Annotated in this window: 21 protein-coding genes; 13 read left to right on the plus strand and 8 right to left on the minus strand. The window is 70.4% G+C overall.

Features of this window, described 5'->3' with window-relative positions:
* The first annotated feature begins 129 nt into the window (after window positions 1–129).
* The 5 genes from Pen02_RS01135 to Pen02_RS01155 all read left to right on the plus strand — a co-directional run bounded on the left by Pen02_RS01135 (window position 130) and on the right by Pen02_RS01155 (window position 4,350).
* Window positions 130–1,572 (plus strand): ATP-binding protein, encoded by a 1,443-nt coding sequence (locus Pen02_RS01135; protein ID WP_203863981.1) that lies wholly within the window; start codon window positions 130–132, stop codon window positions 1,570–1,572.
* Between the two features lie 28 nt (window positions 1,573–1,600).
* The gene (locus Pen02_RS01140) at window positions 1,601–2,005 is read left to right on the plus strand and encodes a roadblock/LC7 domain-containing protein (protein WP_203863982.1); all 405 of its coding nucleotides are present in this window, start codon (window positions 1,601–1,603) and stop codon (window positions 2,003–2,005) included.
* A gap of 67 nt (window positions 2,006–2,072) precedes the next feature.
* Window positions 2,073–2,444, plus strand: coding sequence for a DUF742 domain-containing protein (locus Pen02_RS01145; RefSeq protein WP_203863983.1), 372 nt, complete (start codon window positions 2,073–2,075; stop codon window positions 2,442–2,444).
* Complete coding sequence (locus Pen02_RS01150) at window positions 2,425–3,063, plus strand: GTP-binding protein (RefSeq protein WP_203863984.1); 639 nt, start codon at window positions 2,425–2,427, stop codon at window positions 3,061–3,063. Before Pen02_RS01145 ends, Pen02_RS01150 begins: the two co-directional genes overlap by 20 nt.
* A 12-nt stretch (window positions 3,064–3,075) precedes the next feature.
* Entirely contained in the window at window positions 3,076–4,350 is a 1,275-nt protein-coding gene (locus Pen02_RS01155) for a cytochrome P450 family protein (protein ID WP_203863985.1), read from the plus strand.
* A 94-nt stretch (window positions 4,351–4,444) separates the two neighbouring features.
* On the opposite strand, the gene Pen02_RS01160 is transcribed toward Pen02_RS01155, so the two are convergent.
* The 8 genes from Pen02_RS01160 to Pen02_RS01195 all read right to left on the minus strand — a co-directional run bounded on the left by Pen02_RS01160 (window position 4,445) and on the right by Pen02_RS01195 (window position 13,003).
* On the minus strand, window positions 4,445–5,404 hold the full coding sequence (locus tag Pen02_RS01160) for a nucleotidyl cyclase domain-containing protein (protein ID WP_203863986.1): 960 nt from the start codon (window positions 5,402–5,404) through the stop codon (window positions 4,445–4,447).
* Window positions 5,401–5,913, minus strand: a complete 513-nt coding sequence (locus tag Pen02_RS01165) for a CYTH domain-containing protein (RefSeq protein WP_203863987.1) — start codon at window positions 5,911–5,913, stop codon at window positions 5,401–5,403. Before Pen02_RS01165 ends, Pen02_RS01160 begins: the two co-directional genes overlap by 4 nt.
* A gap of 43 nt (window positions 5,914–5,956) precedes the next feature.
* Window positions 5,957–7,393, minus strand: a complete 1,437-nt coding sequence (dgt, locus tag Pen02_RS01170) for a dGTP triphosphohydrolase (RefSeq protein ID WP_203863988.1) — start codon at window positions 7,391–7,393, stop codon at window positions 5,957–5,959.
* Between the two features lie 443 nt (window positions 7,394–7,836).
* Complete coding sequence (locus Pen02_RS01175) at window positions 7,837–8,493, minus strand: hypothetical protein (protein WP_203863989.1); 657 nt, start codon at window positions 8,491–8,493, stop codon at window positions 7,837–7,839.
* Between the two features lie 58 nt (window positions 8,494–8,551).
* Window positions 8,552–9,457, minus strand: a complete 906-nt coding sequence (locus Pen02_RS01180; protein WP_203863990.1) for a carbohydrate ABC transporter permease — start codon at window positions 9,455–9,457, stop codon at window positions 8,552–8,554.
* The gene (locus tag Pen02_RS01185) at window positions 9,457–10,440 is read right to left on the minus strand and encodes a carbohydrate ABC transporter permease (RefSeq protein ID WP_203863991.1); all 984 of its coding nucleotides are present in this window, start codon (window positions 10,438–10,440) and stop codon (window positions 9,457–9,459) included. Before Pen02_RS01185 ends, Pen02_RS01180 begins: the two co-directional genes overlap by 1 nt.
* Before the next feature lie 37 nt (window positions 10,441–10,477).
* The gene (locus Pen02_RS01190; protein WP_203863992.1) at window positions 10,478–11,821 is read right to left on the minus strand and encodes an ABC transporter substrate-binding protein; all 1,344 of its coding nucleotides are present in this window, start codon (window positions 11,819–11,821) and stop codon (window positions 10,478–10,480) included.
* An 18-nt stretch (window positions 11,822–11,839) separates the two neighbouring features.
* Window positions 11,840–13,003, minus strand: coding sequence for a LacI family DNA-binding transcriptional regulator (locus tag Pen02_RS01195; RefSeq protein ID WP_203863993.1), 1,164 nt, complete (start codon window positions 13,001–13,003; stop codon window positions 11,840–11,842).
* Window positions 13,004–13,244: 241 nt separating this feature from the next.
* Here Pen02_RS01195 and Pen02_RS01200 point away from each other — a divergent pair, with 241 nt between their 5' ends.
* The 8 genes from Pen02_RS01200 to Pen02_RS01235 all read left to right on the plus strand — a co-directional run bounded on the left by Pen02_RS01200 (window position 13,245) and on the right by Pen02_RS01235 (window position 26,335).
* Window positions 13,245–14,573 (plus strand): Gfo/Idh/MocA family protein, encoded by a 1,329-nt coding sequence (locus Pen02_RS01200; RefSeq protein WP_203863994.1) that lies wholly within the window; start codon window positions 13,245–13,247, stop codon window positions 14,571–14,573.
* Window positions 14,574–14,590: 17 nt separating this feature from the next.
* Window positions 14,591–16,027 (plus strand): glucuronate isomerase, encoded by a 1,437-nt coding sequence (gene uxaC / locus Pen02_RS01205; RefSeq protein WP_203863995.1) that lies wholly within the window; start codon window positions 14,591–14,593, stop codon window positions 16,025–16,027.
* Window positions 16,028–16,088: 61 nt separating this feature from the next.
* Window positions 16,089–17,399 carry an enolase C-terminal domain-like protein gene (locus Pen02_RS01210; protein ID WP_239139857.1) on the plus strand — a complete coding sequence of 437 codons (1,311 nt, stop codon included), beginning with the start codon at window positions 16,089–16,091 and terminating at the stop codon, window positions 17,397–17,399.
* On the plus strand, window positions 17,390–18,895 hold the full coding sequence (locus Pen02_RS01215; RefSeq protein WP_203863997.1) for a mannitol dehydrogenase family protein: 1,506 nt from the start codon (window positions 17,390–17,392) through the stop codon (window positions 18,893–18,895). The genes Pen02_RS01210 and Pen02_RS01215 overlap by 10 nt, the downstream gene beginning before the upstream one ends.
* Window positions 18,892–20,124 (plus strand): Gfo/Idh/MocA family protein, encoded by a 1,233-nt coding sequence (locus tag Pen02_RS01220; RefSeq protein ID WP_203863998.1) that lies wholly within the window; start codon window positions 18,892–18,894, stop codon window positions 20,122–20,124. Before Pen02_RS01215 ends, Pen02_RS01220 begins: the two co-directional genes overlap by 4 nt.
* Before the next feature lie 254 nt (window positions 20,125–20,378).
* On the plus strand, window positions 20,379–21,737 hold the full coding sequence (locus Pen02_RS01225; RefSeq protein WP_203863999.1) for a pectate lyase family protein: 1,359 nt from the start codon (window positions 20,379–20,381) through the stop codon (window positions 21,735–21,737).
* Between the two features lie 133 nt (window positions 21,738–21,870).
* Complete coding sequence (locus Pen02_RS01230; RefSeq protein WP_239139863.1) at window positions 21,871–23,493, plus strand: pectate lyase family protein; 1,623 nt, start codon at window positions 21,871–21,873, stop codon at window positions 23,491–23,493.
* 235 nt (window positions 23,494–23,728) lie between these two features.
* Window positions 23,729–26,335 carry a pectate lyase family protein gene (locus tag Pen02_RS01235; protein ID WP_203864000.1) on the plus strand — a complete coding sequence of 869 codons (2,607 nt, stop codon included), beginning with the start codon at window positions 23,729–23,731 and terminating at the stop codon, window positions 26,333–26,335.
* The last annotated feature ends 53 nt before the right edge of the window (window positions 26,336–26,388 follow it).

The following is a 26,388-nucleotide window of genomic DNA, read 5'->3' on the forward strand; positions in this document are numbered from 1 at the left end:
CAGGTACGATCCTGATCCACCACCTGCCTGAACTGCGGTTTGGCATCCCGTCCTGCCTGGATCTTCCGCTCGAAGGTGAAAATGACACCTCTTGTCTCGTCAGGTCGTCCCACACCCGGGGGCCGTCTGATGTGGTCGGCCGCCTTCCTCCTCATCGCCCTGGCCGGTACGGCCGCCGTGGTCGCCGCCGTGCGCGGCGCCGATCCACCCGGGCCGGCGGTCGCACTGCTGGCGGCGGTGGCCGCCGGGCTGGCGCTGCTGCTGCTGGCCGTACTGCGCCGACGGCAGCGGGCCGCCTGGGCCGCCCTGGCCGAGCGCCAACGGGAGTTCGAGCGGCAGGTGCTCAGCTACCAGCACCAGTTGGCCGAGCGCGAGACACAGTGGCGGAACCGGGCGCAGGCCCGCTCGGCGGCGGTGCACAACGCCCTCGAACACCTGCTCCGGACCCGGCTCTCGGCAGTACTGGCCGGGGCGCCGGTGCCGTCCGCGCCCCGCGATCCCGAGCTGGACGAGCGGACCGCCGTACTCGTCGACGAGGTCCTGGCGGAGGCGACCAGCGCGCTGAAGCGGTCGGACGAGCGCGAGGAGTCGTTGCGGCTCGCGGTGGTGGCCCTGTCCCGACGGGTGCAGACGGCGGCACACTCCATCCAGGAGCAGGTGTCGCTGATGGCCGACCGGCACCAGCACGACCCGGACGTGGTCGAGGCCGGGATGCGGGTCGACCACGCCGCCGCGCAGCAGGCCCGGCACGCGCAGAGCCTTGCCGTGCTCTGCGGCGAGTGGCCGGGGCAGCAGTGGCAGGAGCCACTGGCCATGGTGGACGTCGTCCGCGCCGCGTCGGCCCGGATCCTCGCGTACGAGCGGATCGAGGTCTCCGGCGACCACGACGTGGCGGTCGCCGCCGAGGTGGTGGAGCCGGTCATCCACCTGGTGGCGGAGTTGCTGGCCAACGCCACCCAGTCGTCGCCGCCGGCCACCACCGTGCCGGTGACCGTGCGACGGGTGCAGCGCGGCGCGGTCATCGAGGTCGACGACGGCGGCATCGGCATGGACGACCACCGGCTGGACCAGGCTCGGGAGACGGTCTCCGGGCGTCGCCCGGTGGGGCTGGGCGAACTGGGCGAGATTCCGCAGACCGGGCTCGCCGTCGTCGGCCACTACGTACGCCGGCACGGGTTCCGGGCGGATCTGAGCGAGTCGCCGTACGGTGGACTGCGGGCCGTGGTGCTGATCCCGTCGAAGGTCGTGGAGACGGTGGACCCGCCGGAGGCGGTGGTGATGCGCCCGCCGGCCGCGACGGCGACGGTGCCGCCGACGGCCGGACCGAGGACGGTCGAGGTCGAGCCCGCCGATCCGGCCGCCGGTGTGACGCTGCCCCGGCGCCGCTCCCGGCGCGGCGAGGCCACTCCGGCCGAGGCTGCCCGGAGCGAGGCCGACCGGGCCGACCAGATTGAGATCGAGCCGGCGGCAGGGTCGTCCGACCCGACGCCGGAGCAGGCCGGTTCCTGGATGGGTGCCTTCATCGAGGGCGGCCGGACCGGTGGTGGGCCGGGCCCGGAGGGCTCGCGCTGACCGCCGACAACCCGAAGGACGACGAACGATGACTACGAAGCAAGACCTGAACTGGATGCTGGCCGAGGTCGTCTCCGTGCCGTACGTCCGGCACGCCGTGGTGCTCTCCGCCGACGGGCTGTGCATGGTCCGGTCCGAGCACACCGAGCAGGACGTCGCCGACCGGCTCGCCGCCGCCTGCTCCGGGTTGCAGTCGCTCGGCCGGAGCGTGGGCCGGGAGTTCGGGTCCGGCGGGCGTTCCCTCCGGCACCTGCTGATCGAGTTCGACGGCGGCTACCTCTTCGTCCGGCGGGCCGGCGACGGTTCACACCTGGCGGTGGTGACCGAGGCGGCCGTCGATCCGGCGCTGATCGCCCACCAGATGCAGACCCAGGTCAACAAGATCGGTGAGCGGAACCTCGCCACGACGGCCCGGAACGGCGCCGGGGAATGACCGGACGCGGCGGCCCGGCGGGACCGGGCGACGGAGCGGGGCGCGACCGACGGGCCGGGGAGCGCCGATGACCCCACCTGACGACCGGAGCGGCGGCTACCGCGACTCGGCGCTGCGGCCGTACGTGCTGACGAAGGGGCGGGCCCGCCCGTCGCGGAACACCATAAGCGTCGACACGCTGCTGATCGCGACAGATCCGCCGCCGCCGCTGCCGGTCTCGGCCGGTCGACAGGAACGCGCCCTGCTGGCGATGTGTCGGGGGCTGCTGTCGCTGGTGGAGGTCGCCGCCCGGCTGGAGTTGCCGGTCAGTGTCGTACGCGTGCTCGCCAGCGACCTGGTCGACTCCGGCCACCTGACCGCACGGGCCGGAAGTCCCCGGTCCGCCCAGCTTCCCCGGGACCTACTGCAAGAGGTGCTCAATGGCCTCCGTGCCCTCTGACGGCTCCGCGGGCTACCTGCCCGAGACCGTGACCAGGTCGGTGAAGATCCTGGTGGTCGGCAGTTTCGGGGTCGGCAAGACCACGTTGATCGGTTCGGTCAGCGAGATCGCCCCGCTGCGTACCGAGGAGACCGTCACCCAGGTCAGCGAGGGGGTGGACGACCTCACCGGCGTGGACGACAAGCGCACCACCACGGTCGCGATGGACTTCGGCCGGATCACCCTCAACGGGAGCGTGGCGCTCTATCTCTTCGGTGCTCCCGGGCAGCGGCGCTTCTGGGACCTCTGGGAGGGGCTGGCCGAGGGCGCCGCCGGAGTACTCGTGCTCGTCGACACCCGGCCGGGTCGGCTGGAGGCCAGCTTCGAGGTCTTCGACCAGTTGGAACTCGGCATCCGGTTGCCGTTCGTGGTGGCGGTCAACCACTTCCCGGACACGGTGCCGCACGGCGCCGACGAACTGCGTACCGCCCTGGACCTGCTGCCGGAGACGCCGATCCTGGACTGCGACGCCCGGGACCGCGCCTCGGCCCTGAACGCGCTCACCGCCCTCGTCCAGCATGCCCTCGACGTCTCCGCCGACCGCCCGGCGGACGTACCGCAGGACATCCCCGTCGCCTGAGGAAATGGTCTCGTGACAACCTCTTCTCTCGACCGTCCGACCGGTGCCCGCAAACCGCTGGCCGAGCTGACCGGGCTGGTGCCGTTGGCCGCGACGACGGCCTGCCCCGACCCGCAGCACGTCTTCCGGCGGCTCCGGGCCGAGCACGGCCCGGTGGCCCCGGTCGAACTCGAACCGGGCGTACACGCCTGGTTGGTGATGGGCTACCAGGAGATCCTCACCGTCACCCGGCAGGAACAGGTCTACTCCTGCGATCCGAACGACTGGTCGGCGCACCACGACGGCAGCCTGCCGGCGGACTCCCTGCTCCGCCCGATGATGTCGCCGTACGACAACGCGTTCTTCGTCAACGGCGAGCGGCACCGCCGGTTGCGTGCCCCGATCGCGGGCGGGATGGCCGAGATCGACCAGCGGGCGATGCGCCGGGCCGTCGCCGCGCTCTGCACCGACGTGATCGGCGCGTTCGCCGGCCGGGGCGAGGCGGACCTGGTCGCCGACTACGCCGCGATCGTCCCGGTACTGGCCATCGCGGATCGGTTCGGGCTGAACACCGTCGAGAGCCACGAACTCCAGGCCGGGTTGGCCGCGATGTTCGCCTGGGGCGCCGACGCGCTGGCCGCCCGGGAGAAGGTCATGAAGATCCTCGCCGACGTCGTGGCGGCCCGGCGGGCGACCCCGTCCCGGGACCTGACCACCTATCTGGTCGAGCACCCGAACCTGCGCGGTGACGCCGAGATCTACGACACCATGGTGTTGACCCTGGTCGCGGCGAACGAGAACACCATGAGCTGCATCGCCCAGACGCTGCGGCTGATGCTCACCGACGAGCGGTTCGCCGGGCGGCTCCGGGGCGGCCGGCTCGGCGTCGACGACGCGCTCGACGAGGTGCTGTGGCGGGACCCGCCGATGACGAACGCGCCGGCCCGGTACGCGCTGCGGGACACCGAGCTGGCCGGGCAGCCGGTCCGGCGCGGCGACGCGATGATCCTCGGACTGACCGCCGCGAACGCCGACCCCCGGATCCACGCCAGTGGCGAGCCGTGGCGGGAGGTAGGCAACCGGGCACACCTGTCCTGGGGCGCCGGCCCGCACGCCTGCCCGGCGCAGATCCCGGCCCGGCTGATCGTCCGTACCGCCGTGGAGACCGCGCTGCACCTGCTGCCGGGGGTACGGCTGGCGATCCCCGTCGAGGAACTGGTGGCCGTGCCGTCGCCGTGGGGGCGTACCCCGCAGTCGATCCCGGTCCGCTTCACGCCGGTCCGACACCGCGACTCCGAACCGCTCTGACCGGTACGTTTCCCCGGCTCCACGGGCCGGAGCGGCGCACCGGCCGGCACGTCGGGCGGGTGGCGGCCGGGCGGGCCGGGGTCGCGGGCTTGGGTTAGCCGCTCGTCGTTCCGCCCTCGGCGGGGCGGCGCTGGCCGGTACCGTTCACGCCGGTCGAACCACTGCCGCCGTCCCGGTAGTCGCTGCGGATCTCCGCCGCCTGGCCGGGGCGGTAGATCACCGTCTTGTTGCGCCCGTGCGTCTTGGACTCCTTGACGGCGGCCGACACGTCGGAGAGCAGGATCTCGGGAATGCCCCGGTCCGCCGCGACCCCGGCGCTGACGGTACCGATGCCCTCCCGCTCCTCGTCCCGGGTGGGCGGGGTACTCATGCCCTGTCCGACGAAGGCGACCGCCTCGGCGTAGTACGGGATGCTCCGGACCTTCTGCTTGACCCGGCGACGCACCTCGTCCGCGACGTCCGCCGCCTCGTCGACCGAGAGGCCGGAGACGATCACGACCGTCTCGTCCTCGCCGGGGATCTCCAGCGCGGCCACCTCCAGCCCGAGCCGTCGCAGCCGCCCCACCTCCTCGGCGATCACCTCGGCAACCGTCTCCCGGATCCGTTCCCCGACCTGCGGCGAGTAGTTGGTGATGGCCTTGAGCCGGTCCACGTCGAACCGGATCGCGGAGCAGATCGGCTTGCGGTGCCCCTGGACGGAGCGGGAGAGCCGGCGGATCTCGTTGACGATCACCGCGCCGCTGAGCTGCCGGCTCTGCGCCAGGAAGAACGACGCGGTCAGCGAGACCGCCGCGACGACCGGGACCAGCACGACGAGCCGCTGCGGGAAGCCGGCCGCCGGGAACGCCAGCACGTACGACGTGCCGGCGAGCACCATCAGCACCAGTACGACGTGCCACGGCTGGCGGACGAGCAGCAGGAACTCGTGCAGGGCGATGCGGGGCGAGGCCCGCCGGACCCGGGCCAGCAGGCTGAAGAAGAAGGCGACCAGCGGCGGTACCGCCAGGACGAGGCCGATGATGGAGAGCCACTCGTCGAGTTCGAGGTCCCTCATGACGCCGCCCACCGGGTGAACGGCGTCTCCGCGAGGTTCTCGTTGTTGTACCGGGGATCGTCGGTGACCTCCGCCCCGCACCAGGCCGGTACCTCGATCCGGCGTACGCTCCGCGACTCGCACTCCGCGATGGCCAGCCCGTGGTTGTCGCCGTGGAAGACGTCCACGTCCCAGGTCTCGCCACCGTCGACGACCTGGTACCGCGTCTTCGACACCGTGTGCTCGGCACGCTTGATCAGCTCCGTGGCGAACGACGGCGGGACCTCCATTTCGTACTCCTCGCGTGCCCCGTGCCGGCGCGGCCCCTTGGCGGCGACGAACGCCGGCCCCTCGCGGTGGCCGCCCGCCTGGTCCGGATAGTGCGTGCGGCGCACCCGGACGGCGTACCCGTTCCGGGAGAACAGGTACGCCTGCACCATCAGGTTGCCCCGCTCTTCGCCGAGCAGGGCGGCGGCGTCGGGCACCAGGAACCGGCGCTCGTATTCGTAGAACGTCGGGTCCGCGTCCATCCGAATTCCTTTCCTGGGTCGTCTCCGCCGGGCCGGTCGCCGGCTAGGAACCTTCGTTGCCGCGATAGAAATCGGTGTCGTCGTCGGGTGGGTAGCCCTCGCCCGGGGCGTGCAACTGGCGTACCCGTTTGAATTCCACCTCGGTCATCGAGGCGATGTAGTCGATGACCCCCCGCGCGTAACAGTGGGAACGCTTCGGGTACGCCCCGTTGCCGTAGTTCGCCTCCAGCAACTGTTCGGTGTATTCCCGCAGCGGTGCCGGAAGTCGCCGCCGTCGGGTCCACTGCTCGTCCGGGGAGAGGATGCGGTTGTTGTCCCGCTGACGGAAGCAGTACTCGACCCGCTTGTAGAGCTTTCCGAAGACCAGGTTGACCTGTGAGCGCTGGCCGAGCTGACTGGCCACGAGGTCCGGGTGGTCGATGACGTAGTACCAGGTAACCTGCTTCATCGCGGCTATCACCGCGCGCATTGTCGGGGTGACGTAGAGGCGGCCGTCCGGGGTGACCATGGCCTCCTTGCTGGCGTCGGTGATCACCTGCGAGGCCAGCGCCTCGATCTCGGCGGTCTCCGCCCGCGTCCCCCGGTACGGCCCCTCGGGGAACCGGCACGCGTACTCCTCGAAGGTGCGGCGCATCTCGGACGTCGACACGTCGTCGCGGAACCTCCGCAGCTTGTGCGCGGCGTACTGCCAGAAGTCCTTCGACTCCTCCTGGTGCACGGCCTCGTAACGGTCGCCGGTGCGCCGGTGCCGCAGGTAGTGCAGCGGGATGATCCCGTCGACGTAGAAGTCCTGGAGGTCGTGCACGGCGTACGTGATGTCGTCGGCCCAGTCCATGATCTCGGCTTCCAGGGTGGGTGTACCCGACGCCGGCAGCAGCGGTGCCACGAACTCCTCGAACAGCTTCGCCTCGGGGTCGTAGTACCCCCACTTCCCGTCCTGCCGCCGGTCCTGCCGGGCGTACGGGTACTTCACGCAGGCCGCCACGACCGCGCGGGTCAGGTCGAGCCCGAAGCTGCGCCGGTCCCGGCGCTCCGTCCGCCCCGGATCGCTGCTGTGGTGCGTGGTGAGGCTCAGGACGATCCGCAGGGTCTGTGCGTTGCCCTCGTAGCCGTCCTCCAGCCCCTTCTCCACCGCGAGCCGGTTGAGCTGCTGTTCGCCGATGTGCCCGAAGGGTGGGTGCCCGGCGTCGTGCAGCAGTCCGGCGGCGTACACCACGTTCCGGTCGATCCCGCCGGCCCGTTCGATTCCGGCTCTGTTCTTCGGGTCGTGCTCCAGGTACTGGACGAGGCGGCGACCCACCTGGGCCACCTTGAGCGAGTGCGTCATCCGGTTGTGCCGGAGCAACCTGCCGTGCCCCGACGACACCTGGGTTATCTCGGCCAGTCGGCGGAAGTAGTAGTTGTAGGAGATGCGGTCGACGTCGCGTTCGAACTCGCTGCGGATGTCCGGGTCGATCTCCTTTTTGCGGCGCCCCGACAAGCGGTCGTCCCGTCGCGGCTCCGGCTTGGAGGGTGGATCCGGCGCGCCATTTTCGATCAAGGGAATACCCCCGGCTCCGTCCCGGCAGTGGGACTGCGATGTTAGTGGCGCCGAGTGATCGAAATCAGTACGCGCAGCTACTAATGGCGCGATCGACGGAGCGATGTGGCCGAATCGATTTCGCGTCCGGCCGAAGTGGCCCGACCGGTCCGCCGAATGTCCCCACCTCGACCTGCCCGGGGTCGGATCGTCGACAGAACAGGCGCGACTCCGACTCACCGGTGATCAGGTTCCCGGCGCTCGCCGGGCGGAACGACCGACGGCTTCCCAGGTCCCCTGTCAGCGGCGGAACGGCGGGGGCAAATCCGGTGGGAGCGGGTCCGGTGGGAGCGGGTTCGGCGGAGGCGGGAACGGTCGGGCGGGTTCGGCGGGGGCGGTCCGGGTCAGGACGGAGTCGGCCCGGCCAGCCGGCGAGTGGTGGCGTGCAGCCCGAAGAGGGTGTAGCCGACCAGGATCGGCGTCAACGGCGGCAGGATCAGCACGCAGAGCAGGGTGGCCAGCGCGACCGTACCGGCCGTGCCGAGCAGGGTCGCCGGGCGGACCCGTACGCATCCGGCGGCTCCCCGGACGGCGTCGCGCCAGCCCGGCCCGCCCTGCTGGCCGAGGCGTACGACGGTCAGTCCGGCGAAGCCGCCGGCCGCCGCCGTCAGCGCGGCGGTGACCACGATCAGCGGCACCCCGCCCGGCACGACACCCCGGGTCAGCGCCAGCAGGTTCACCGCGAGTACGGCGGCGGCGATCCCGGCGAGCACGGTGGGCAGGATGCCGGGGATCACCGCGCGGCGGAAGTCCCGCAGCACCGGGCGCAGTCCGGGCCAGCTCCCGGTCTCGATCCAGGTGTGCAGCGCGGCGCTGGCGGTGGCGACCGCGGCTCCCACGGTGACCACCGGCAGCGATACGAGGGCGACGACGATGCCGAGCAGCGCCAGGTCACTGGCGGTACGCAGGGTCTCCCGCCAGTCCGGCCGGGGCGCCGCCACCACCGGCTCCTCCGGCCAGCCCGGACCGCTCTCCGCCCCACGACGAGGCACCTCGGCCATCCTCGTCACCTGCACCTCTCTGCGCCACCACGAGATCACCCCGCCGTGACCCTCCGATTCACCCTTTGAGCCCGCTGGTGTTGATGCCCTCGACCAGCATCCGCTGGAAGGCGATGAAGAACAGGAACACCGGCAGCAGGGACAGCAGCGACATCGCGAACATCGGGCCGACCGCGCTCTGGCTGGTCGAGTCGATGAACAGGGTCAGCGCCACCGGCACCGTGTAGTCCTCCAGGTCGGAGAGGTAGACCAACTGCCGGAAGAAGTCGTTCCAGGTCCAGATGAACGAGAAGATCGCCGTGGTGACCAGCGCGGGGCGGCTCAGCGGCAGGATCACATGCCGGAAGATACCGTACGAGCTGGCGCCGTCGATCTTGGCGGCCTCGTCCAGTTCGCGCGGGATACCCCGCATGAACTGGACCATCAGGAAGACGAAGAACGCCTCCGTGGCGAGGAACTGCGGCAGCACCAGCGGCAGGTACGGCCATGCCGCGCCGACCATCCCGGTCTTCTGGAACAGGATGTACTGCGGCACGATCAGCACGTGCCCGGGAAGCAGCAGTGTCCCGATCATCACGGCGAACCAGAGCCCGCGCAGTCGGAACCGCAGCCGGGCGAAGGCGTACGCGGCGAGCAGGCAGGAGACGCCGTTGCCGACCACGGTGAGCAGGCTGACCAACGCGCTGTTGAAGAAGAACCGGCCGAAGTTGACGTCGAAGTTGGTCCAGCCGTCGGTGAAGTTGCCCGGGGTGAACTCGCGGGGGAAGAGCCCGATGTTGTTGACGATCTCTTCCTGCGACTTGAACGAGGTGCCGAGCATCCAGAACAGCGGATAGAGCACCACCGCGAGGATGGCGACCAGGATCAGCAGCCGGATCGCCTGGCGGCCGGCGCCGCTGCGCCGGCGCCGGGCGGCGGTCGCCGTGGCGCCGGGGCGGGGCAGGGTCGGAGTCTGGGCGACCATCAGTTTCCGTCTCCGTCCGAGTAGTGCACCCAGAACCGGCCGGTGCTGAAGAAGACGACGGTGATCAGGGCGATCGCGACCAGGAAGACCCACGCCATCGCGGAGGCGTAGCCCATCTCCAGCTCGGTGAAGCCGGTGATGTAGAGGTTGAGCGTGTACATCAGGGTCGAGTCGACCGGCCCGCCGGTGCCGTTGCTGAGCACGAACGCGGCGGTGAAGCCCTGGAAGCCGTTGATCGTTTCGAGCACCAGGTTGAAGAAGATCACCGGGGAGAGCATCGGCAGGGTGATGTTGAGGAACTGCCGGAGCTTGTTGGCGCCGTCGACCGCCGCCGCCTCGTACAGCTCGGTCGGCACCTGCTTCAACCCGGCCAGGAAGATCACCATCGGCGCGCCGAACTGCCAGATGGCGAGCACCATCAGCGTCTCCAGGGACCAGTCCGGGTCGTTCACCCACGGCTTGCCCTCGATGCCGAAGAGGCTCAGGAACGAGTTGAACGCGCCGTCCCGGTTGAACATGCTGACCCAGACGATGGCCAGCGCGACGCTGCCGCCGAGCAGCGACGGCAGGTAGAACAGACCCCGGAACAGCCCGACTCCGCGCCAGGCACGGTTGAGCAGCAGCGCGACGCCGAGCGCCGCGGCCAGTTTCAGGGGTACGGCGATCAGCCCGAACGACAACGTCACCTGCACCGCGTGCCAGTACGACGGGTCGGCGGTGAACATCCGCTCGTAGTTCGCCAGCCCCACCCACTCGACGTCGGACAGGTCGGTCAGGATGTCGTAGTTGGTGAAGCTGAGGTAGAGCGACAGCAGCATGGGGATCGCCGTGACGGCCATCAGGCCGAGCAGCCAGGGCGACAGGAAGACGTAACCGGCCAGACCCTCGCCGTGCCGGGTCCGTCCGGGCCTCCGCGACTTGGCGGAGGCCCGGACGGTTTCCCTGGCCGGCGGAGTCGGGTTGGGCGCCGTGGTCAACGCCACGAGCCAACTCCTCTCCGAACGTGTGACCGGGCGGCGGCTAGGCGATCGCTGCCTTGGCGGCCTCGAAGTAGGCGGCTGCGGCCTGGGCCGGTTGCTGCCGCCCGTACTGGACCTCCTCGGCGAACTTGATCAGCTCGGAGCGGACCTTGCTGTGCCCCTTCAGCGGTACCTGCGGCGACGGGCCGAACTTGGTGCCGAGGTCGTTCGAGACCTGGATCGACTGCTTCATCGCCGGGTCGTTGACCGAGTCGCTGACCGTCTTGCGGACGTCCAGGTTGGACGGCAGGCCACGGTCGGTGCCGAGCACCTTGCCGGCCTCCGGGTCGTTGGCCAGGAAGTTGATCACGTCCACCGCGACGTCGGCCTTCTTGCTCTTGCCGAACACCGAGAAGTACATCGAGGCCCGGGCCCACTGCGCGCTCGGGTCACCCGGGTACGCGATGACGCCCAGCTCGTCCTTGGTGTTCTTCTTCAGCTCCGGCATCTGGTTGGCCCAGACGAACGAGGTACCCGCCTTGCCGGTCACCACGAGCTGCTTGGTGATGTCGGTCGCGTTGCCCTCGTGGATCACGTCGGCGGTCGGGGTGGCCCCCTGGTCGCGGGCGCCCTTCCACAGCTCGAACCACTTGGTGACGTCGTCGGCGGTGAAGCCGAGTTCCTTGCCCTTGTAGAGGTCCTTGCCCTGCTGGCGCAGCCAGACCCAGAGCGCCTTGTAGTCGGCGCTCGGGTCCATCGTGCCGGGGACCTTGGTGACCTTGCTGGCGTTCGCCGCCCAGGCGATGAACGCCTCCCAGGTCATCCCGGTGGTCGGCTCCGGCAGGCTGTGCTTCTGGAGCAGCGACTTGTTGTAGACCAGGCCCTGGGTGTTCTCCCCGAACGCGACCCCGGCGAACTTGCCGTCCACCACGCCGTACTCGTAGAGGCTCTTCGGGAACTTGGAGACGTCGAGCTTGCCCTCGTCCTTGTACTTCGTCAGGTCCAGAGTGGTGTTCCGGGACGCGTACTCGGTGAGGTAGTTGTCGTCGATCTGGAAGATGTCCGGGGCGTCGCCGCCGGCGGTCAGCGTGGCGAGCTTGTCGAAGTAGCCCTGGTTGGCCTGCCAGGTCTTCTTGAACGTCACGTTGGGGTGCTTGGCGGTGTAGAGCGCCAGGGCCTCCTCGGTCAGCTTGGCGCGTGCCTCACCGCCCCACCAGAAGATCGAGAGTTCGACCTTGGCGTTGGGATCGGTGCTGGGCTCCTCGTCGCCGCCGCAGGCGGTGGCGCCGAGGACGAGGGGAAGGGCCACCATCGCGGCGGTGATCCGGAGCAGGCCACGACGGTGCAGGGTACGGTGGCCACGCGCGGCAGGCGCGTTTGCCGTCGGGGGTGTGGCGGGGTGCATTGCGCTCACTCCTTGGCGTTAGGAGGCGACACTTTCGGGGGTGGCCGCGGTCGCGCTGCCCGGGTCCGGATGGCCGTGCGGGCCCGGGTCAGCAGGAGGTGCCGCGCCCGGGCGGTCGGCTGCTGCCGCCGCTGCGGGCCGGACGGCCGAAGCCGCCGGACCGACGCCCGTCGAGTCGCGGATGACCAACTCGGTCTGCAGCGTTACCTGTGCGGTGGTACGACGGTCGTCGGTGGTGGTGGTCCGTCCGCCGCCGCGCCCGGCGCGTGCGGAGGAGGAACCGTCGTGTTGCAGGAGCATGTCGACGGCCGTCCGGCCGGCGGCCGCGGTTGGCGTGGCCACCGTCGTCAGTTTGGGCCGGGTGAGTCGGCTCAGCGCGATGTCGTCGATGCCGACGACGCTGATGTCCTGGGGCACCCGTAGCCCGAGCGAGTCCAGCCCTTCCATCAGGCCGATCGCCATCAGGTCGTTGTAGGCGAGCACGGCGGTGGCACCGGTCCGGCGCACCTGTTCGGCCATGGCGATGCCGCCGCCCTCGGTGGGCGGGTTGGGGCCGAGCACGGTCAGGGAGGCGTCCGCGGCCCGGGCCGCGGTGGTCGCCGCCCGGCGGATCTCCCGGTTGGTCCACGAGCCGCGCGGCCCGCCCAGCAGGGCCAGCTCGCGGTGCCCGAGGCCGGTCAGGTGTTCCACGGCGAGTCGGGCGCCCTGGCCGACGTCCATCACCACCGCCGGCAGCCCGGTGACCTGGCGGTTGATCACGACCAGCGGCACCTCGCGGCTGAGCTGCTCGATCAGGCTGTTGCTCATCCGGGGGCTGCACAGCAGCACGCCGTCGACCTGCTTGGCCAGGGCGTGCACGAGGTCCTCCTCGGCCGCCGGGTCCTCGTTGGTGTCGGCGATGAAGATGTGGTAGTCGCGCTGCCGGGCCTGACTCTCCGCCGCCTTGATCAGCGGTGGGAAGAACGGGTTGGCGATGTCGGCGATGATCAGGCCGATGTTGTGGGTGCGCCCGGTGATCAGCGCCCGGGCGGCCCGGTTCGGCCGGTAGCCGAGGTGTTCGGCGCAGGCCAGCACCCGGTTGCGGGTCTCCGGGTTGACCAGGTGCGGGGCCGAGAACGTCCGCGAGACGGTGGAGATGTGCACCCCGGAGGCGCGCGCGACGTCTCGAATGGTGGCTGGCACGCGAGTCCTCTCTGTGGCTGCCGGTGTGTCTGCCGTCACGTGGTTGGCCAATTAATGCAAACGGTTGCTCAGGTGTCAACGGTGCTTGGTTACGGGTCTGTTGCGGTACGCAGCCATGGGAGTGCTCCCATAGTTGCAAAAACGGATAAAGGTCGCAGGTTTGCCGCAGGTCGTTGACGGCCGCCCGGCTTGCGTGGTTACTTCTCCTGCAAACCTTTGCAGCCAACGGAGGCGAGCTGGGATGTCGGTTACCCCGGGAAGGCAGCGCTTCGCCCTGGTCGGTACGGGCGCGCGGGCGGAGATGTTCGTCCGGGCACTGGTGTTGGACCACCCGAACACGGCCGAACTCGTCGCGTTCGCCGACGTCAACCAGGCCCGGATGAACGCGCACAACGGCTGGCTCGCGGAGCTGGACTTCGACCCGGTGCCGACGTACCTGGCCAGCGAGTTCTCCACCATGCTGGAGAAGGAACGGGTCGACGTCGTACTGGTGACCAGTGTGGACCGCACGCACGACGAGTACATCGTCGCGGCGCTGCGGGCCGGCTGTGACGTGATCACCGAGAAGCCGATGACCACCGACGTGGTGCGGTGCGAGCGAATCCTGCGCACTGTTACGGAAACCGGCCGGAAAGTTTCGGTTGCCTTCAACTATCGCTACAACCCATTGCACGAGAAGGTCCGGGAGGTACTCGCCGAGGGCGCCATCGGCGAGATCGGCTCGGTGCACTTCGAATGGCTGCTCGACGTACGCCACGGTGCCGACTACTTCCGGCGCTGGCACCGGGACAAGGCCAACTCCGGCGGGCTGATGGTGCACAAGGCGAGTCACCACTTCGACCTGGTCAACTGGTGGCTGGACGCGCAGCCGGTGCAGGTCTACGCCTCGGGTCGACTCTTCTTCTACGGCGACGAGGCCGGTCGGCGGCACGGCTACGCCCGCGGGTACGACCGGGCGCACGGCTCGCCGGCCGCCACCGACGACCCGTTCGCGCTGCACCTCGCCGAGCACCCCCGGCTGCGGGCGCTCTATCTGGAGGCGGAGGCCGAGGACGGCTACCACCGCGACCAGAACGTCTTCGCCCCCGGGGTGACCATCGAGGACGACATGGCGGTGCTGGCGCAGTACGACAGCGGCGCCACCATGACCTACCACCTCACCGCGTACGCCCCCTGGGAGGGCTACCGGGTGATGTTCAACGGCAGCCGGGGGCGGCTCGAACTCGAGGTGGTGGAAAGCGACTTCGTCAGCCCGCAGGCGGCCGGCGAGCTGAAGGGCGCGGCGCTGCACGGCGTACAGGCAGCCGTGGAGGAGGGCTCGGCGCGGATCACCGTGCGGCCGTTCTGGGAGCAGCCCCGGGAGGTGCCGGTCTCCGGGTACACCCGGACCGGCCACGGCGGCGCGGACGCCCGGATGACCGCGGTGCTGTTCGGCGGCCACACCGATCCGATGGACCGGGCCGCCACCGCCCGGGACGGCGCGCTCGCCCTGCTCACCGGCCTGGCCGCGAACCGTTCCTTCGAAACCGGGCAGCCGGTCCGCGTCGCCGAGCTGCTCACCATCCCCTGATCGCAAGGAGCCGACCCGTGTCCGCACCGTCCGACCGGCCCGACCTGCTCTTCCCGTCCGAGCCCAGCCAGCGGGCGATCGCCCGCGAGCTGTACGCGCTGGTCCGGGACCGGCCGCTGATCTCGCCGCACGGGCACGTGGACCCCGGCATCCTCGCCGACGACGTCGCCTTTCCGGACCCGGCCCGGCTGATCATCGTGCCGGACCACTACCTGACCCGGATGCTGCTCAGCCAGGGGGTCACCCCGGCCGAGCTGGGCGTACCGGCGGTGGACGGCGAGCCGGTGGAGACCGACGGGCGGACGATCTGGCGGCGGTTCGCGGCGCACTGGCACCTGTTCCGGGGTACTCCGAGCCGGCTCTGGCTGGAGGAGACCTTCCGGAACGTTTTCGGCGTGACGACCCGGCTTACCCCCGGCACCGCCGACGAGATCTACGACGCGATCGCGGCACAGCTCGCCCAGCCGGAGTTCCGGCCCCGGGCCCTCTTCGAGCGCTTCAACATCGAGGTACTGGCCACCACCGAGTCGCCGCTGGACGAGCTGGGTCGGCACGCCAAGCTGGCCGCCGACGGCTGGGGCGGGCCTGGTGGGCGGGTGGTCACCACCTTCCGGCCGGACAACGTGGTCGACATGGAGTTCGACGGCTGGGCCGACAACGTCGTACGGCTCGGCGAGATCGCCGGGGAGGACACCGGGCGGTACCCGGGCTATCTTGCCGCGCTGCGCAGGCGCCGGGAGGCGTTCATCGCGGCCGGGGCCACCTCCACCGACCACGGCCACCCGACCGCGCTGACCCTGCGGCTCGACGAGGCCGAGGCGAGCACCCTCTACGAGCGTGGCCTGCGCGGCGAGGCGACCCCGGAGGACGCCGAGGCGTTCCGGGCGCACATGCTCGTCGAGTTCGCCCGGATGTCCATCGAGGACGGTCTGGTGATGCAGCTCCACCCGGGCTCGGTGCGCAACCACAACCGCTGGCTCTACGCCAAGCACGGCCGGGACGTCGGCGGCGACATCCCGCAGGCCACCGAATACCTGCACGCGCTCACCCCGCTGCTCGACGCGTACGGCAACGACCCCCGGCTGCGGGTGGTCGTCTACACGCTGGACGAGTACACCTTCACCCGGGAACTGGCCCCGCTGGCCGGCGGCTACGCGGCGCTCTACCTCGGCGCGCCCTGGTGGTTCCTGGACTCCCCGGAGGTGCTGCGCCGGTTCCGCGAGGCGGTCACCGAGACCGCCGGCTTCTACAACACCGCCGGCTTCGTCGACGACACCCGCGCGTTCTGCTCGATTCCGGTACGCCACGACGTGGCCCGGCGGATCGACGCCGGGTTCCTCGCCCGGCTCGTCGCCGAGGACCGGCTACCGCTGGACGAGGCGGCCGAGACCGTCGTCGACCTCGCCTACCACCTGCCCAAGAAGGTCTTCAAGCTCGGGGATGCTCGCCAGTGAGTGGGAGGAATGTGCGAGCGCAGCGATCCAGTCCCGCAGTCGTGAACGGAAGGCAAGCTCAGTGACGGTTACCATCACCGGCGTCGACGTGCACGACGTACGGTTTCCGACGGCGGCGGCCGGGGACGGCTCGGACGCGATCAACCGGGGCGACTACTCGGCCAGTTATGTCGAGTTGCGCACCGACGCGCCGGACGGGACCTTCGGGGCCGGGTTCACCTTCACCAACGGCCGGGGCAACGAGCTGACCTGCGCCGCCATCCGCGCCCTGGCCCACCATGTGGTCGGCAGGACGATGGCGGAGATCGTCGCCGAGCCGGTGGCATTCTGGCGGTCGCTCACCGCCGACGTGCAGTTGCGCTGGCTGGGGCCGGAAAAGGGCGTCATCCACATGGCGACCGGCGCGCTGGTCAACGCGGTCTGGGACCTGCGGGCCAAGCTGGAGGGCAAGCCGCTGTGGCGGTTGCTCGCCGAAATGCCGAGCGAGGAACTGGTCCGCAACGTCGACTTCCACCACATCATCGACGCGATCAACCCGGCCGAGGCCGTCGCCCTGCTCGACAAGGGATCTATCGGATGGTCGGACAGGCTCGCCGAGCTTGAGCAGACGGGTTTCCCTTCGTACACGACCTCGGTCGGGTGGCTCGGGTATCCGGACGACAAGGTCCGGGCGCTGACCCGGGAGGCGTACGCCCAGGGGTGGCGGGCGATGAAGATGAAGGTCGGCGGGCCGGTCGAGGACGACGTACGCCGGGCGCGGATCCTCCGCGAGGAGATCGGCCCGGACGCGCTGCTGATGATGGACGCCAACCAGGTCTGGGACGTCGACGAGGCGATCGAGAACATGTCCCGGCTGGTGGAGTTCGACCCGTACTGGATCGAGGAGCCGACGCACGCCGACGACGTACTCGGGCACGCCCGGATCGCCGAGGCGGTGACCGGGCTCTCCGGCGGGCGCTGCCGGGTCGCCACCGGTGAGGTGGCGGCGAACCGGGTCATCTTCAAGCAGTTGATGCAGGCCGAGGCGATCGGGGTCTGCCAGATCGACGCCTGCCGGATCGGCGGGGTCAACGAGGTGCTCTCGGTGATCCTGATGGCGGCCAAGTTCGGCGTGCCGGTCTGTCCGCATGCCGGTGGCGTCGGGCTCTGTGAATACGTGCAACACCTGGCGATCTTCGACTACCTGCGGGTCGGCACCTCGCTGGACGGCCGGATGGTCGAGTACGTGGACCACCTGCACGAGCACTTCGTCGACCCGGTACGCACCCGCGAGGGCCGCTACCTGCTGCCGGAGCAGCCCGGTTACAGCGCGACGATGAAACCCTCGTCGATCGCCGAGTACTCCTTCCCGGCCGGCCCGGTATGGGCGTGACCGTCGGCGCGTCGAGGCTGGGCCTCGGCGTACTGCGCCGGCTGCCGGAGTCGAGCCGCCCGCTGGTCCGGCCCGGTGCCGTACCGGCCGGGATCGTGCATCTCGGGCTGGGCGCGTTCCACCGGGCCCACCAGGCGGTCTACACCGAGGCGGCGATCGCGGCGGCCGGCGGCGACTGGGGCATCGTCGGGGTGGCGCCGCGCAGCACCGACATGGTGACCAAGCTCGCCGCCCAGGACTGCCTGTTCAGCGTTACCAGCACATCCGGGGCCGGCAACCGGACCCAGGTGGTCGGGGCGCTCGCCGAGGTCCGGCACGCGGCCAGCGATCCGACGGCGATCGTGGCGCTGCTGGCCGACCCGGCGATCCGGGTGGTCACGTTGACGGTGACGGAGAAGGCGTACCAGCTCGACCCGGCGACCGGCCGGCTCCAGCCAAACGAGGCGGTGCTGGCCGACCTGACCACCGACCGGCCGCCGCAGACGGTGCCCGGCCTGCTGGTGCAGGGGCTGCTCGCCCGGGCGGTCGCCGACGCCGGGCCGATCACGCTGCTGACCTGCGACAACCTGCCGTCCAACGGGGACCGGCTGCACAGCATGGTCGGCCAGGCGCTCCAGGTGGTCGGCGACGCGGCCGGTGGCCGCTCCGAGCGGATCGCCGACTGGTTGCGCGAGAACGTCAGCTTCCCCTGCTCGATGGTGGACCGGATCGTGCCGGCGAGCACCCCGCAGACCCTGGCCGACGCGGAGGCGGCGCTCGGGGTCAGTGACCTGGCGGCGTTGGCCGCCGAGCCGTACCGGCAGTGGGTGATCGAGGACCGCTTTCCGGGCGGGCGACCGGCCTGGGAGCGGGCCGGGGCGGTGATCACCGACGACGCCGGCCCGTGGGAGCGGCTCAAACTGCGGGCGCTGAACGGCGTGCACTCGGCGACGGCGTACCTCGGTGCGCTGGCCGGCCGGGAGACCATCGCCGAGGCGCTGGAGATCCCGCACCTGACCGCCGTGCTGCGTCGGCTGATCGCCGAGGACGTGGCCACCAGTTTCACCCCGCCGGACGGCGTCTCGGTGGTCGACTACGGCGAGGAGGTGCTGGACCGGTTCGCCAACCCGGTGATCCGGCACCGCACCATCCAGATCGCCATGGACGGCTCGCAGAAGCTGCCGCAGCGGGTACTGCACACCATCGCCGACGTACGCGCGGCCGGCGGCCGGGCCCGCTGGGGTGCCCTGGTGGTGGCGGCCTGGATGCGCTTCGCCCAGGGCCGGGCCGACGACGGTACGGCGCTGCCGCTGGACGACCCGCTCGCCGACCGGATCCGGGCGGCCCTGGACGCCGGCAAGGACTCGCCGGCCGGGGTGGTGGACGCACTGTTCGGGCTGACCGAGGTCTTCCCGGCGGAACTCGCCGCCGACGACGAGGTACGCGAACTCGTGGTCGAGTGGCTGACCGCGCTGGACCGGCACGGAGTGGAGAAGACGTTGGCAGGTGTCGCATGACCGGGGTCGGGGCGCCGCCGAGGGTGGCGCTGGTCGGGGCGAGCGGGCACGGGCTGTGGCACCGCCGGATCATCGCCCCGTTGCACGACGCGGGCCGGCTGGAACTCGTCGCCCTGGTCGACGTACGGCCGGTGGAGGCGGCACCGGACGCGCCGGTGCCGGCCGGGACGGGGGTCTTCACCGACCATCGCGAGATGCTCGCGGCGACCCGGCCGGACGTGGTGGTGATCTGCACCCCGCCGCACACGCATCTGCCGATCGCGTTGGACGCGATCCGGGCCGGCGCGGACCTGCTGCTGGAGAAGCCGCCGGTGCTGTCGCTGGCCGACCACCGTACGTTGGCCGCCGCCCTGGCGGAGGCGGGCCGGGTGGCGCAGATCGGTTTCCAGGCGCTCGGCTCGGTGGCGTTGCACGAGCTGGTCGCGGCGGTGGCCGACGGCCGGCTGGGCCGGGTCACCGGAATCTCCACCGTGGCCTCCTGGCAACGGACCGACGGCTACTACGCCCGGGCGCCGTGGGCCGGCCGGCGCAGCCTGGACGGGCGGCCGGCGCTGGACGGCGTACTGGTGAATCCGCTGGCCCACGCGGTGATGCAGTGCCTGGCGGTGGCCGGTGCGGCGGTGGCGGCCGGTGCGGTCGCACGGCTGGCCGGTGCCGACGGCACGCCGCCGGACTGGCCGGCCCAGATGGAGTTGGAGCGCTACCGGACCCGGCCGATCGAGGTCGACGACACCGCCGCGCTGCGGGCGACGCTCGGCTGCGGCCTGCCGGTGCTGGCCGCGGTGACGTTGGCCGGCGAGGACTTCGTCGCCGGTGAGGTGATCGTGCAGGGTACGGCCGGCCGGGCGGTGCTGGAGTATCCGACCGACCACCTGACCCTGCCCGGTGATCCGGGACCGCGTGAGGTGCCGGGTCGGGTGAACCTGCTGGAGAACCTGCTGGCGCACCGGGCCGATCCGGCGGCGGTGCCGCTGATCGCGCCGCTTTCCCGGACGGCGGCGTTCACCGCCCTGGTGCAGGCGATCTCGGCCGCGCCGGAGCCGGAACTGGTCGGCGGGGAGCGGGTGGTCTCGACCGGTACCGGTGCGGACCGGGTGCTGACCATCCGGGGGATCAACGCGGCGCTGCGCCGGGCGGCGGCCGAGGGTGCGCTGCTGTCGGAGCTGGGTGTGCCGTGGGCGGTGAAGCCGCACCGGGCGGCGGTGGAGAGGGAGACGGGCGATGCGTGACGACCGGACCGGTTGCGTGAAAACCGACGACAGGCTGCAAATCCCGGGGACAACTGTTCGATAGAAATCGGACCGAATATCCCTCTTCTCGGCAAACGGTCGCCGAGACAATTGTTATTGCCTTTCTCCGGTGCAACATACCTGCAAACAGAATGCATTGACACTTTTAAGTGCTCTTACCTACCGTTCAATAACAGAAGGATTTCGTAACAGTTACGAGATCCGGCAGACGGTAGACAGACGCGGAGAGTGGGATGCGATCGAGCAGGTTGACCGCCGCCGTGGTCGGCAGTCTTCTCGTGGTCTCCGGCGCCCTGGTGGCGCCCGCGACGGCCAGCGCACATGGTAAGGACGGACTGTCCTGGGTGGCCCGTTTGCTGGGCCGGCAGGTGTTGTCGGCCGATGACGGCTGGGCCGCCGCCGGACCGGGTACCACCGGCGGCTCGGCCGCCACCGCCGACCAGGTGCACGTGGTGCGGACACGCGCCGAACTGGTCCAGGCGCTCGGTGGCGACAATGCCACCAACAGGACCAACGCTACTCCGAAGATCATTTATGTCAAGGGTGTGGTCGACGGTTTCGAGCACGTCGACGGACAATTGCTCGACTGCGCCGACCTGGCCGATCCGGAATACTCGCTGGACGCCTATCTGGCCGCGTACGATCCGGCGGTCTGGGGGCGGGTGGCGCCGTCCGGGCCGCTGGAGCAGGCCCGGGTGCGGTCGGTGGCGAACCAGACCCGGCAGACCCAGATTAACGTCGGGCCGAACACCACGATCGTCGGGCTGCGCGGCGCCACCCTCGCCGGGCTGACCCTGATGGTGGACACCGCCAACAACGTGATCGTACGCAACCTGACCTTCGCCGACGCCCGGGACTGCTTCCCGGCCTGGTCGCCGACGGACGGCGACGCCGGCAACTGGAACTCCCAGTTCGACCTGATGTCGGTACGCCGCAGCGAGAACGTCTGGGTCGACCACAACACCTTCACCGACGGCGACAACCCGGACAGCGGACTGCCGGTCTACTTCGGACGGCCGTACATGGTGCACGACGGGTCGCTGGACGTCACGCACACCGCCAGTCGGGTGACCGCCTCGTACAACCGGTTCGTGGCCCGGGACAAGGTGATGCTGATCGGGTCCTCCAACACGGTCGGCCCGGACGTCGGCCGGCTCGACGTCACGCTGCACCACAACCTCTTCGAGGGCACCATGCAGCGGCTGCCCCGGGTGCGGTTCGGCCGGGTCGACATCTACAACAACGCCTACCGGCTCGGTGGGGACGCGTTCGGCTACGCGATCGGGATCGGCGTCCAGTCGGCGGTGTACGCCGAGAACAACCACTTCACCCTCGGCGACGGCGTTACGGCGGCCGACCTGCTCTACGACTGGGACGGCACGGTGCTGACCGAGCGGGGCAACTGGGCACGCGAGGGCCGTAAGCCGGCCCGGCCGGTGAGCCTGCTGGCCGCGTACAACGCCGAGCACGAGCCCGACCTGGGCGGCGACGCCGGCTGGACGCCGACCCTGCGGTCCGGTCCGGTGTTGCCCGCACCGCTGGTACCGCTGGTGGTGCAGGCCCTGGCCGGCGCCGGCCGGCTGCCGGTGTAGCTCGCTGGCCCCGGTCGTCCCGCCGGGTCCAGCCCAGCGGCGGCGCGGCGCCGCCGGAACGCAGTACCCCCACACGCCGCCGTCGCCGCGCCGGCGGCGGCCCACCACCCCCCACCACCCAGGGAGGTTCACCGTGCACGAGAACCAGCGCCGGAGACGACCGAGCTGGCGGCTGACCGCCGTCGCGGGCGCGGCCGGACTGCTCACCGCCGCCGCGATGACCGTCGCGATGCCGGCCGCCTTCGCCGACACCCTGCTGACCGACAACTTCGAGGACGGCAACTCGTCCGGCTGGTCGACCTCCGGCGGAAGCTGGTCGGTGGCGACCGACGGCAGCCGGGTCTACCGGCAGTCCGGCACCAGCAGCGACGCCCGTACCCTGACCGGCACCACCTCGTGGAGCGACTACGCGGTGCAGGCCCGGGTCAGGCCGACCGGGTTCAACGGCGCCAACCGGCACGTCGGGGTGATCGCCCGGGCGCAGAGCAGCAGCCGCTACTACGCGCTCGTGGTGACCAGCACCGGCGGGGTGCAACTGGTCAAGCGGGACGGTTCGGCGCCGGTCGCGCTGGCCAGCGGCACCGGTGCGGTACCGGTGAACACCTGGGCCACGCTGCGGCTGGAGGCCACCGGCAGCACGCTGCGCGGGTACGTCAACGGCAGCCTGTCGGTGCAGGCCACCGACTCGGTGCTCTCCTCCGGGCGGGTCGGGCTGGCCGCCTCGTACGCCAGCGGCTCCTTCGACGACGTCGAGGTCTCGACCGTCACCGGTACGCCGCCGACCGGTGGCCCGACCGGCGGGCCGACGTTGCCGCCGACCGGTCCGCCGCTGGACCCGGGTGCCCCGCCGATCGGCTTCGCCTCGGTCAACGCGCTCGGCCAGAACGGCACCACCGGTGGCGCGGGCGGCCCGACCGTGACCGTCTCGAACGCCACCGACCTGCTCACCGCGATCAGCCGCTCCGGTCCGTTGAACATCCGGGTCAACGGCATGATCGCGTTGCCCGGCCCGATGCACGACGTGATGTCGGACAAGACCATCGTCGGGGTGGGCGCCAACTCGGGGATCACCGGCGGCGGCCTGAACATCGGCCTGGCGGTCAGCGACGCGACCAGCCCACCGGCGAACGCCATCCACAACGTGATCATCCGGAACCTGAACTTCCGGAACACCGTCGACGACGCGATAAACGTGCAGATGTTCTCGCACCACGTCTGGATCGACCACAACGACCTGTCGGCCGGCTACGACGGCCTGATCGACATCAAGCGCGGTGCCAGCTACGTGACGGTGTCGTGGAACCACACCCACCACCACACCAAGAACATGCTGCTCGGGCACGACGACAGCAACGCGGCCCAGGACACCGGCTACCTCAAGGTCACGTACCACCACAACTGGTACGACCGTACGCCGCAGCGCAATCCCCGGGTCCGGTTCGGCGATCCCGTGCACGTCTTCAACAACTACTTCGTCTACAACACCGACGTCGGGGTGGCCTGCCAGCTCAACTCCGGTTGCGTGGTGGAGGGCAACTACTTCGAGGACGTCGAGGTGCCCTGGTCGATCAGCTACTCCGGCTCCCGGGGACGGCTGGTCGCCCGGAACAACGTGCTGGCCGGTACGAGTGAGCCGGGTGACTCCGGTGGCTCGGTGACCGAGCCGAGCACCTTCTACCCGTACACCGTCGCCGACCCGAACGGCATCCGGGCGACGGTGATGGCCGGCAGCGGTACCGGGAAGCTGCCCTTCTAGGACCCCGCGCGCGGCGGTACGGGCCACCGCACCCCCGCACCGCCGCGCGCGGCCCCGACAGACCACTTCTCCGGACGGAGCCCGCCGTATCGGCCCGTCCTGTTGTCCAACCCCCTGGTCGACGTCACCCGTCCCGGGTCGACCCGACCCTTGAAGATTGACAACCTTCGATCAATTGCGCCATCAGATCCGAGGCCGGTGCCCGTCAGGGCAAACGCATAACCGAGGAGGTTCCGTGAGTACCACCGAAACCCGGCGGAGACATCGTCGTGGTCTCCTGCTCGCGACCGGCTCCGCGCTCGTCGCGGTCGCGCTCGCGATCGGGATGGGCGCCACCGCCAAGGCCGCGACGCTCTTCTCCGACAATTTCGAGGACGGCAACTCGACCGGCTGGACCGCCAGCGGCGGTTCCTGGTCGGTCGCCGCCGACGGCAGTCAGGTGTACCGGCAGACCGGCACCAGCAGCGACGCCCGGGCCCTGGCCGGCACCACGAGCTGGAACAACTACTCCGTACAGACCCGGGTGAAGCCGACCGCGTTCAACGGCTCGAACCGGTTCGTCGCGGTGCTGGCCCGGGTGCAGAGCAACACCAGCTACTACTACCTGGCGTTGCGCAGCAACAACACGGTCGAGCTGAAGCGGCTCTCCGGCGGCTCCTCGACCACGCTGGACACCGCCAGCGTGTCGGTCGGCCTGAACACCTGGTACACGCTGCGTCTCGACGTCTCCGGCAGTTCGCTGCGCGGGTACGTCAACGGCACGTTGCTCACCGAGGGCAGCGACAGCCAGTACGGCACCGGCCGGATCGGGGTGGCCACCTTCAACGCCACCGCCAGCTTCGACGACGTACTGGTCAGCGACAGCGTGAGCACGCCGACCACCCCGCCGACCGGTGGCCCGACCACCACCCCGCCGCCGACCGGCAACCCCGGCCCGAACGTGGCCGACGGTTGGGCCTCGGTGAACGCGCTCGGCCAGAACGGCACCACCGGCGGCGCGGGCGGCCCGACCGTCACCGTCAACTCGGCGGCGGCGTTCGTCGCCGAGGCGGCTGCGGTCGGACCGAGGATCATCCAGGTCAACGGCATGATCGACCTGCCCGGCCCGATGCACGAGGTCAGCTCGGACAAGACGATCGTAGGCCTCGGCTCGAACTCCGGCTTCACCGGCGGCGGACTCAACATCGGCCTGCCGATCGACGACGACATCACCTCGCCGCCGTCGAACGCCGTGCACAACGTCATCCTGCGGAACCTGAACTTCCGCAACTGGGACGACGACGCGGTCAACGTGCAGATGTTCTCGCACCACATCTGGATCGACCACAACACCTGGACGACCGGTGCCGACGGCGGCGTCGACATCAAGCGCGGCTCGTCGTACGTGACGGTGTCGTACAACCACGCCGACGGCACGGACAAGAACATGCTGCTCGGGCACGACGACGGCAACGCCGCCCAGGACGTCGGCTACCTGAAGGTCAGCTACCACCACAACTTCTTCGACAACACCAACCAGCGCAACCCGCGGATCCGCTTCGGCGACCAGGTGCACGTCTACAACAACTACTACCTCAACACCGGCAACTACGGTGTGGCGTCGACCGAGAACGCGGGCGTGATCGTCGAGGGCAACTACTTCGAGAACGTCGACGACCCGTACCACCTCGGCGAGGCGTCCTCCGGGGACGGCCGGCTGGTCGCCCGGAACAACTGCCTGGTCAACTCCGGGGCCGGCCAGACCGGCGGCAGCGTCAGCAACCCGCCGTACGCGTACACCATCCAGACCGCCTGCGACATGAAGGCCGTGGTGTCCGCGCAGGCCGGGGTCGGTCGGGTCGGGCTGCCCGGCGGGCCGACCAACCCGCCGCCGACCACCACGCCGCCGCCCACCACCACCCCGCCCGCGACGACCCCGCCGCCCACCACCGGCCCGCCGCCGCAGACCGGTCTGGTCGGCTGGGCGGCCCAGGCCGGTGGTACGACCGGCGGTGCGGGCGGTTCCACCGTCACCGTGTCGAGCTGGGCCGACCTGCGGACCCAGGCGCAGGCCAGCGGTGCCCGGACCATCCTGGTCAACGGCATGCTCAGCGGCTCGGGAACCATCGAGGTGACGGCCAACAAGACGATCCGGGGCGTCGGCGCCAACTCCGGCATATCCGGTACCACCCTCAACATCGAGGACATGGAACCGGCCAACGTGATCATCCAGAACCTGAACATCCGTGGTAACCCCGGGACCGACGCGATCCAGGTCGAGAACGCCAGCCACATCTGGATCGACCACAACACGCTCTCCAGCACCATCGAGAGCGACCCCGACTACTACGACGGCATGATCGACCTGACCCATGCCGCCGACTACATCACGGTGTCCTGGAACATCGTCCGCAACCACTGGAAGACCTCACTGGTCGGCCACTCCGACGGCAACTCCAGCGAGGACGTCGGGCACCTGCGGATCACGTACCACCACAACTGGTTCGACCGCACCTTCGAGCGCAGTCCCCGGGTGCGGTTCGGCGAGACGGTGCACGTCTACAACAACTACTACCTGAACGTCAACAACAACACCGCGTCGTACGCCATCGCCTCCACCATGAACGCGGGCGTACTCGTCGAGGCCAACGTCTTCGAGAACGTGCTGCAGGCGTGCTGGTCGGCGAGCGGGTACGCGGACTCCGACCCCGGCCGGCTGGTGGCCCGGAACAACTCGCTCACCAACTCCGGCCCCTGCGAGGTCAACGGCACCGTGGCCGCGATTCCGTACAGCTACACGGCCGAGAACGTCGGCAACGTCAAGGCATCCGTCACGGCGGGTGCCGGCGCGGGCCGGATCTGACCGCGCTCCGAACACGGTTCGGACAGCGGCTCAACAGGTTCGGGTAGCGGCTC

Origin of the sequence: Plantactinospora endophytica, from assembly GCF_016862915.1 — a bacterium.
GTDB lineage: Bacteria > Actinomycetota > Actinomycetes > Mycobacteriales > Micromonosporaceae > Plantactinospora > Plantactinospora endophytica.

Excerpts from the sequence above, each read along its gene's own strand:
- Pen02_RS01215 (WP_203863997.1), top strand. The coding sequence starts at position 17,390 with ATGGGCGTGACCGTCGGCGCGTCGAGGCTGGGCCTCGGCGTACTGCGC.
- Pen02_RS01165 (WP_203863987.1), bottom strand. The coding sequence starts at position 5,913 with ATGGACGCGGACCCGACGTTCTACGAATACGAGCGCCGGTTCCTGGTG.
- Pen02_RS01180 (WP_203863990.1), bottom strand. The coding sequence starts at position 9,457 with ATGGTCGCCCAGACTCCGACCCTGCCCCGCCCCGGCGCCACGGCGACC.
- Pen02_RS01220 (WP_203863998.1), top strand. The coding sequence starts at position 18,892 with ATGACCGGGGTCGGGGCGCCGCCGAGGGTGGCGCTGGTCGGGGCGAGC.
- Pen02_RS01160 (WP_203863986.1), bottom strand. The coding sequence starts at position 5,404 with ATGAGGGACCTCGAACTCGACGAGTGGCTCTCCATCATCGGCCTCGTC.
- Pen02_RS01145 (WP_203863983.1), top strand. The coding sequence starts at position 2,073 with ATGACCCCACCTGACGACCGGAGCGGCGGCTACCGCGACTCGGCGCTG.
- Pen02_RS01140 (WP_203863982.1), top strand. The coding sequence starts at position 1,601 with ATGACTACGAAGCAAGACCTGAACTGGATGCTGGCCGAGGTCGTCTCC.
- Pen02_RS01175 (WP_203863989.1), bottom strand. The coding sequence starts at position 8,493 with ATGGCCGAGGTGCCTCGTCGTGGGGCGGAGAGCGGTCCGGGCTGGCCG.
- Pen02_RS01200 (WP_203863994.1), top strand. The coding sequence starts at position 13,245 with ATGTCGGTTACCCCGGGAAGGCAGCGCTTCGCCCTGGTCGGTACGGGC.
- Pen02_RS01135 (WP_203863981.1), top strand. The coding sequence starts at position 130 with ATGTGGTCGGCCGCCTTCCTCCTCATCGCCCTGGCCGGTACGGCCGCC.
- Pen02_RS01150 (WP_203863984.1), top strand. The coding sequence starts at position 2,425 with ATGGCCTCCGTGCCCTCTGACGGCTCCGCGGGCTACCTGCCCGAGACC.
- Pen02_RS01190 (WP_203863992.1), bottom strand. The coding sequence starts at position 11,821 with ATGCACCCCGCCACACCCCCGACGGCAAACGCGCCTGCCGCGCGTGGC.
- Pen02_RS01225 (WP_203863999.1), top strand. The coding sequence starts at position 20,379 with ATGCGATCGAGCAGGTTGACCGCCGCCGTGGTCGGCAGTCTTCTCGTG.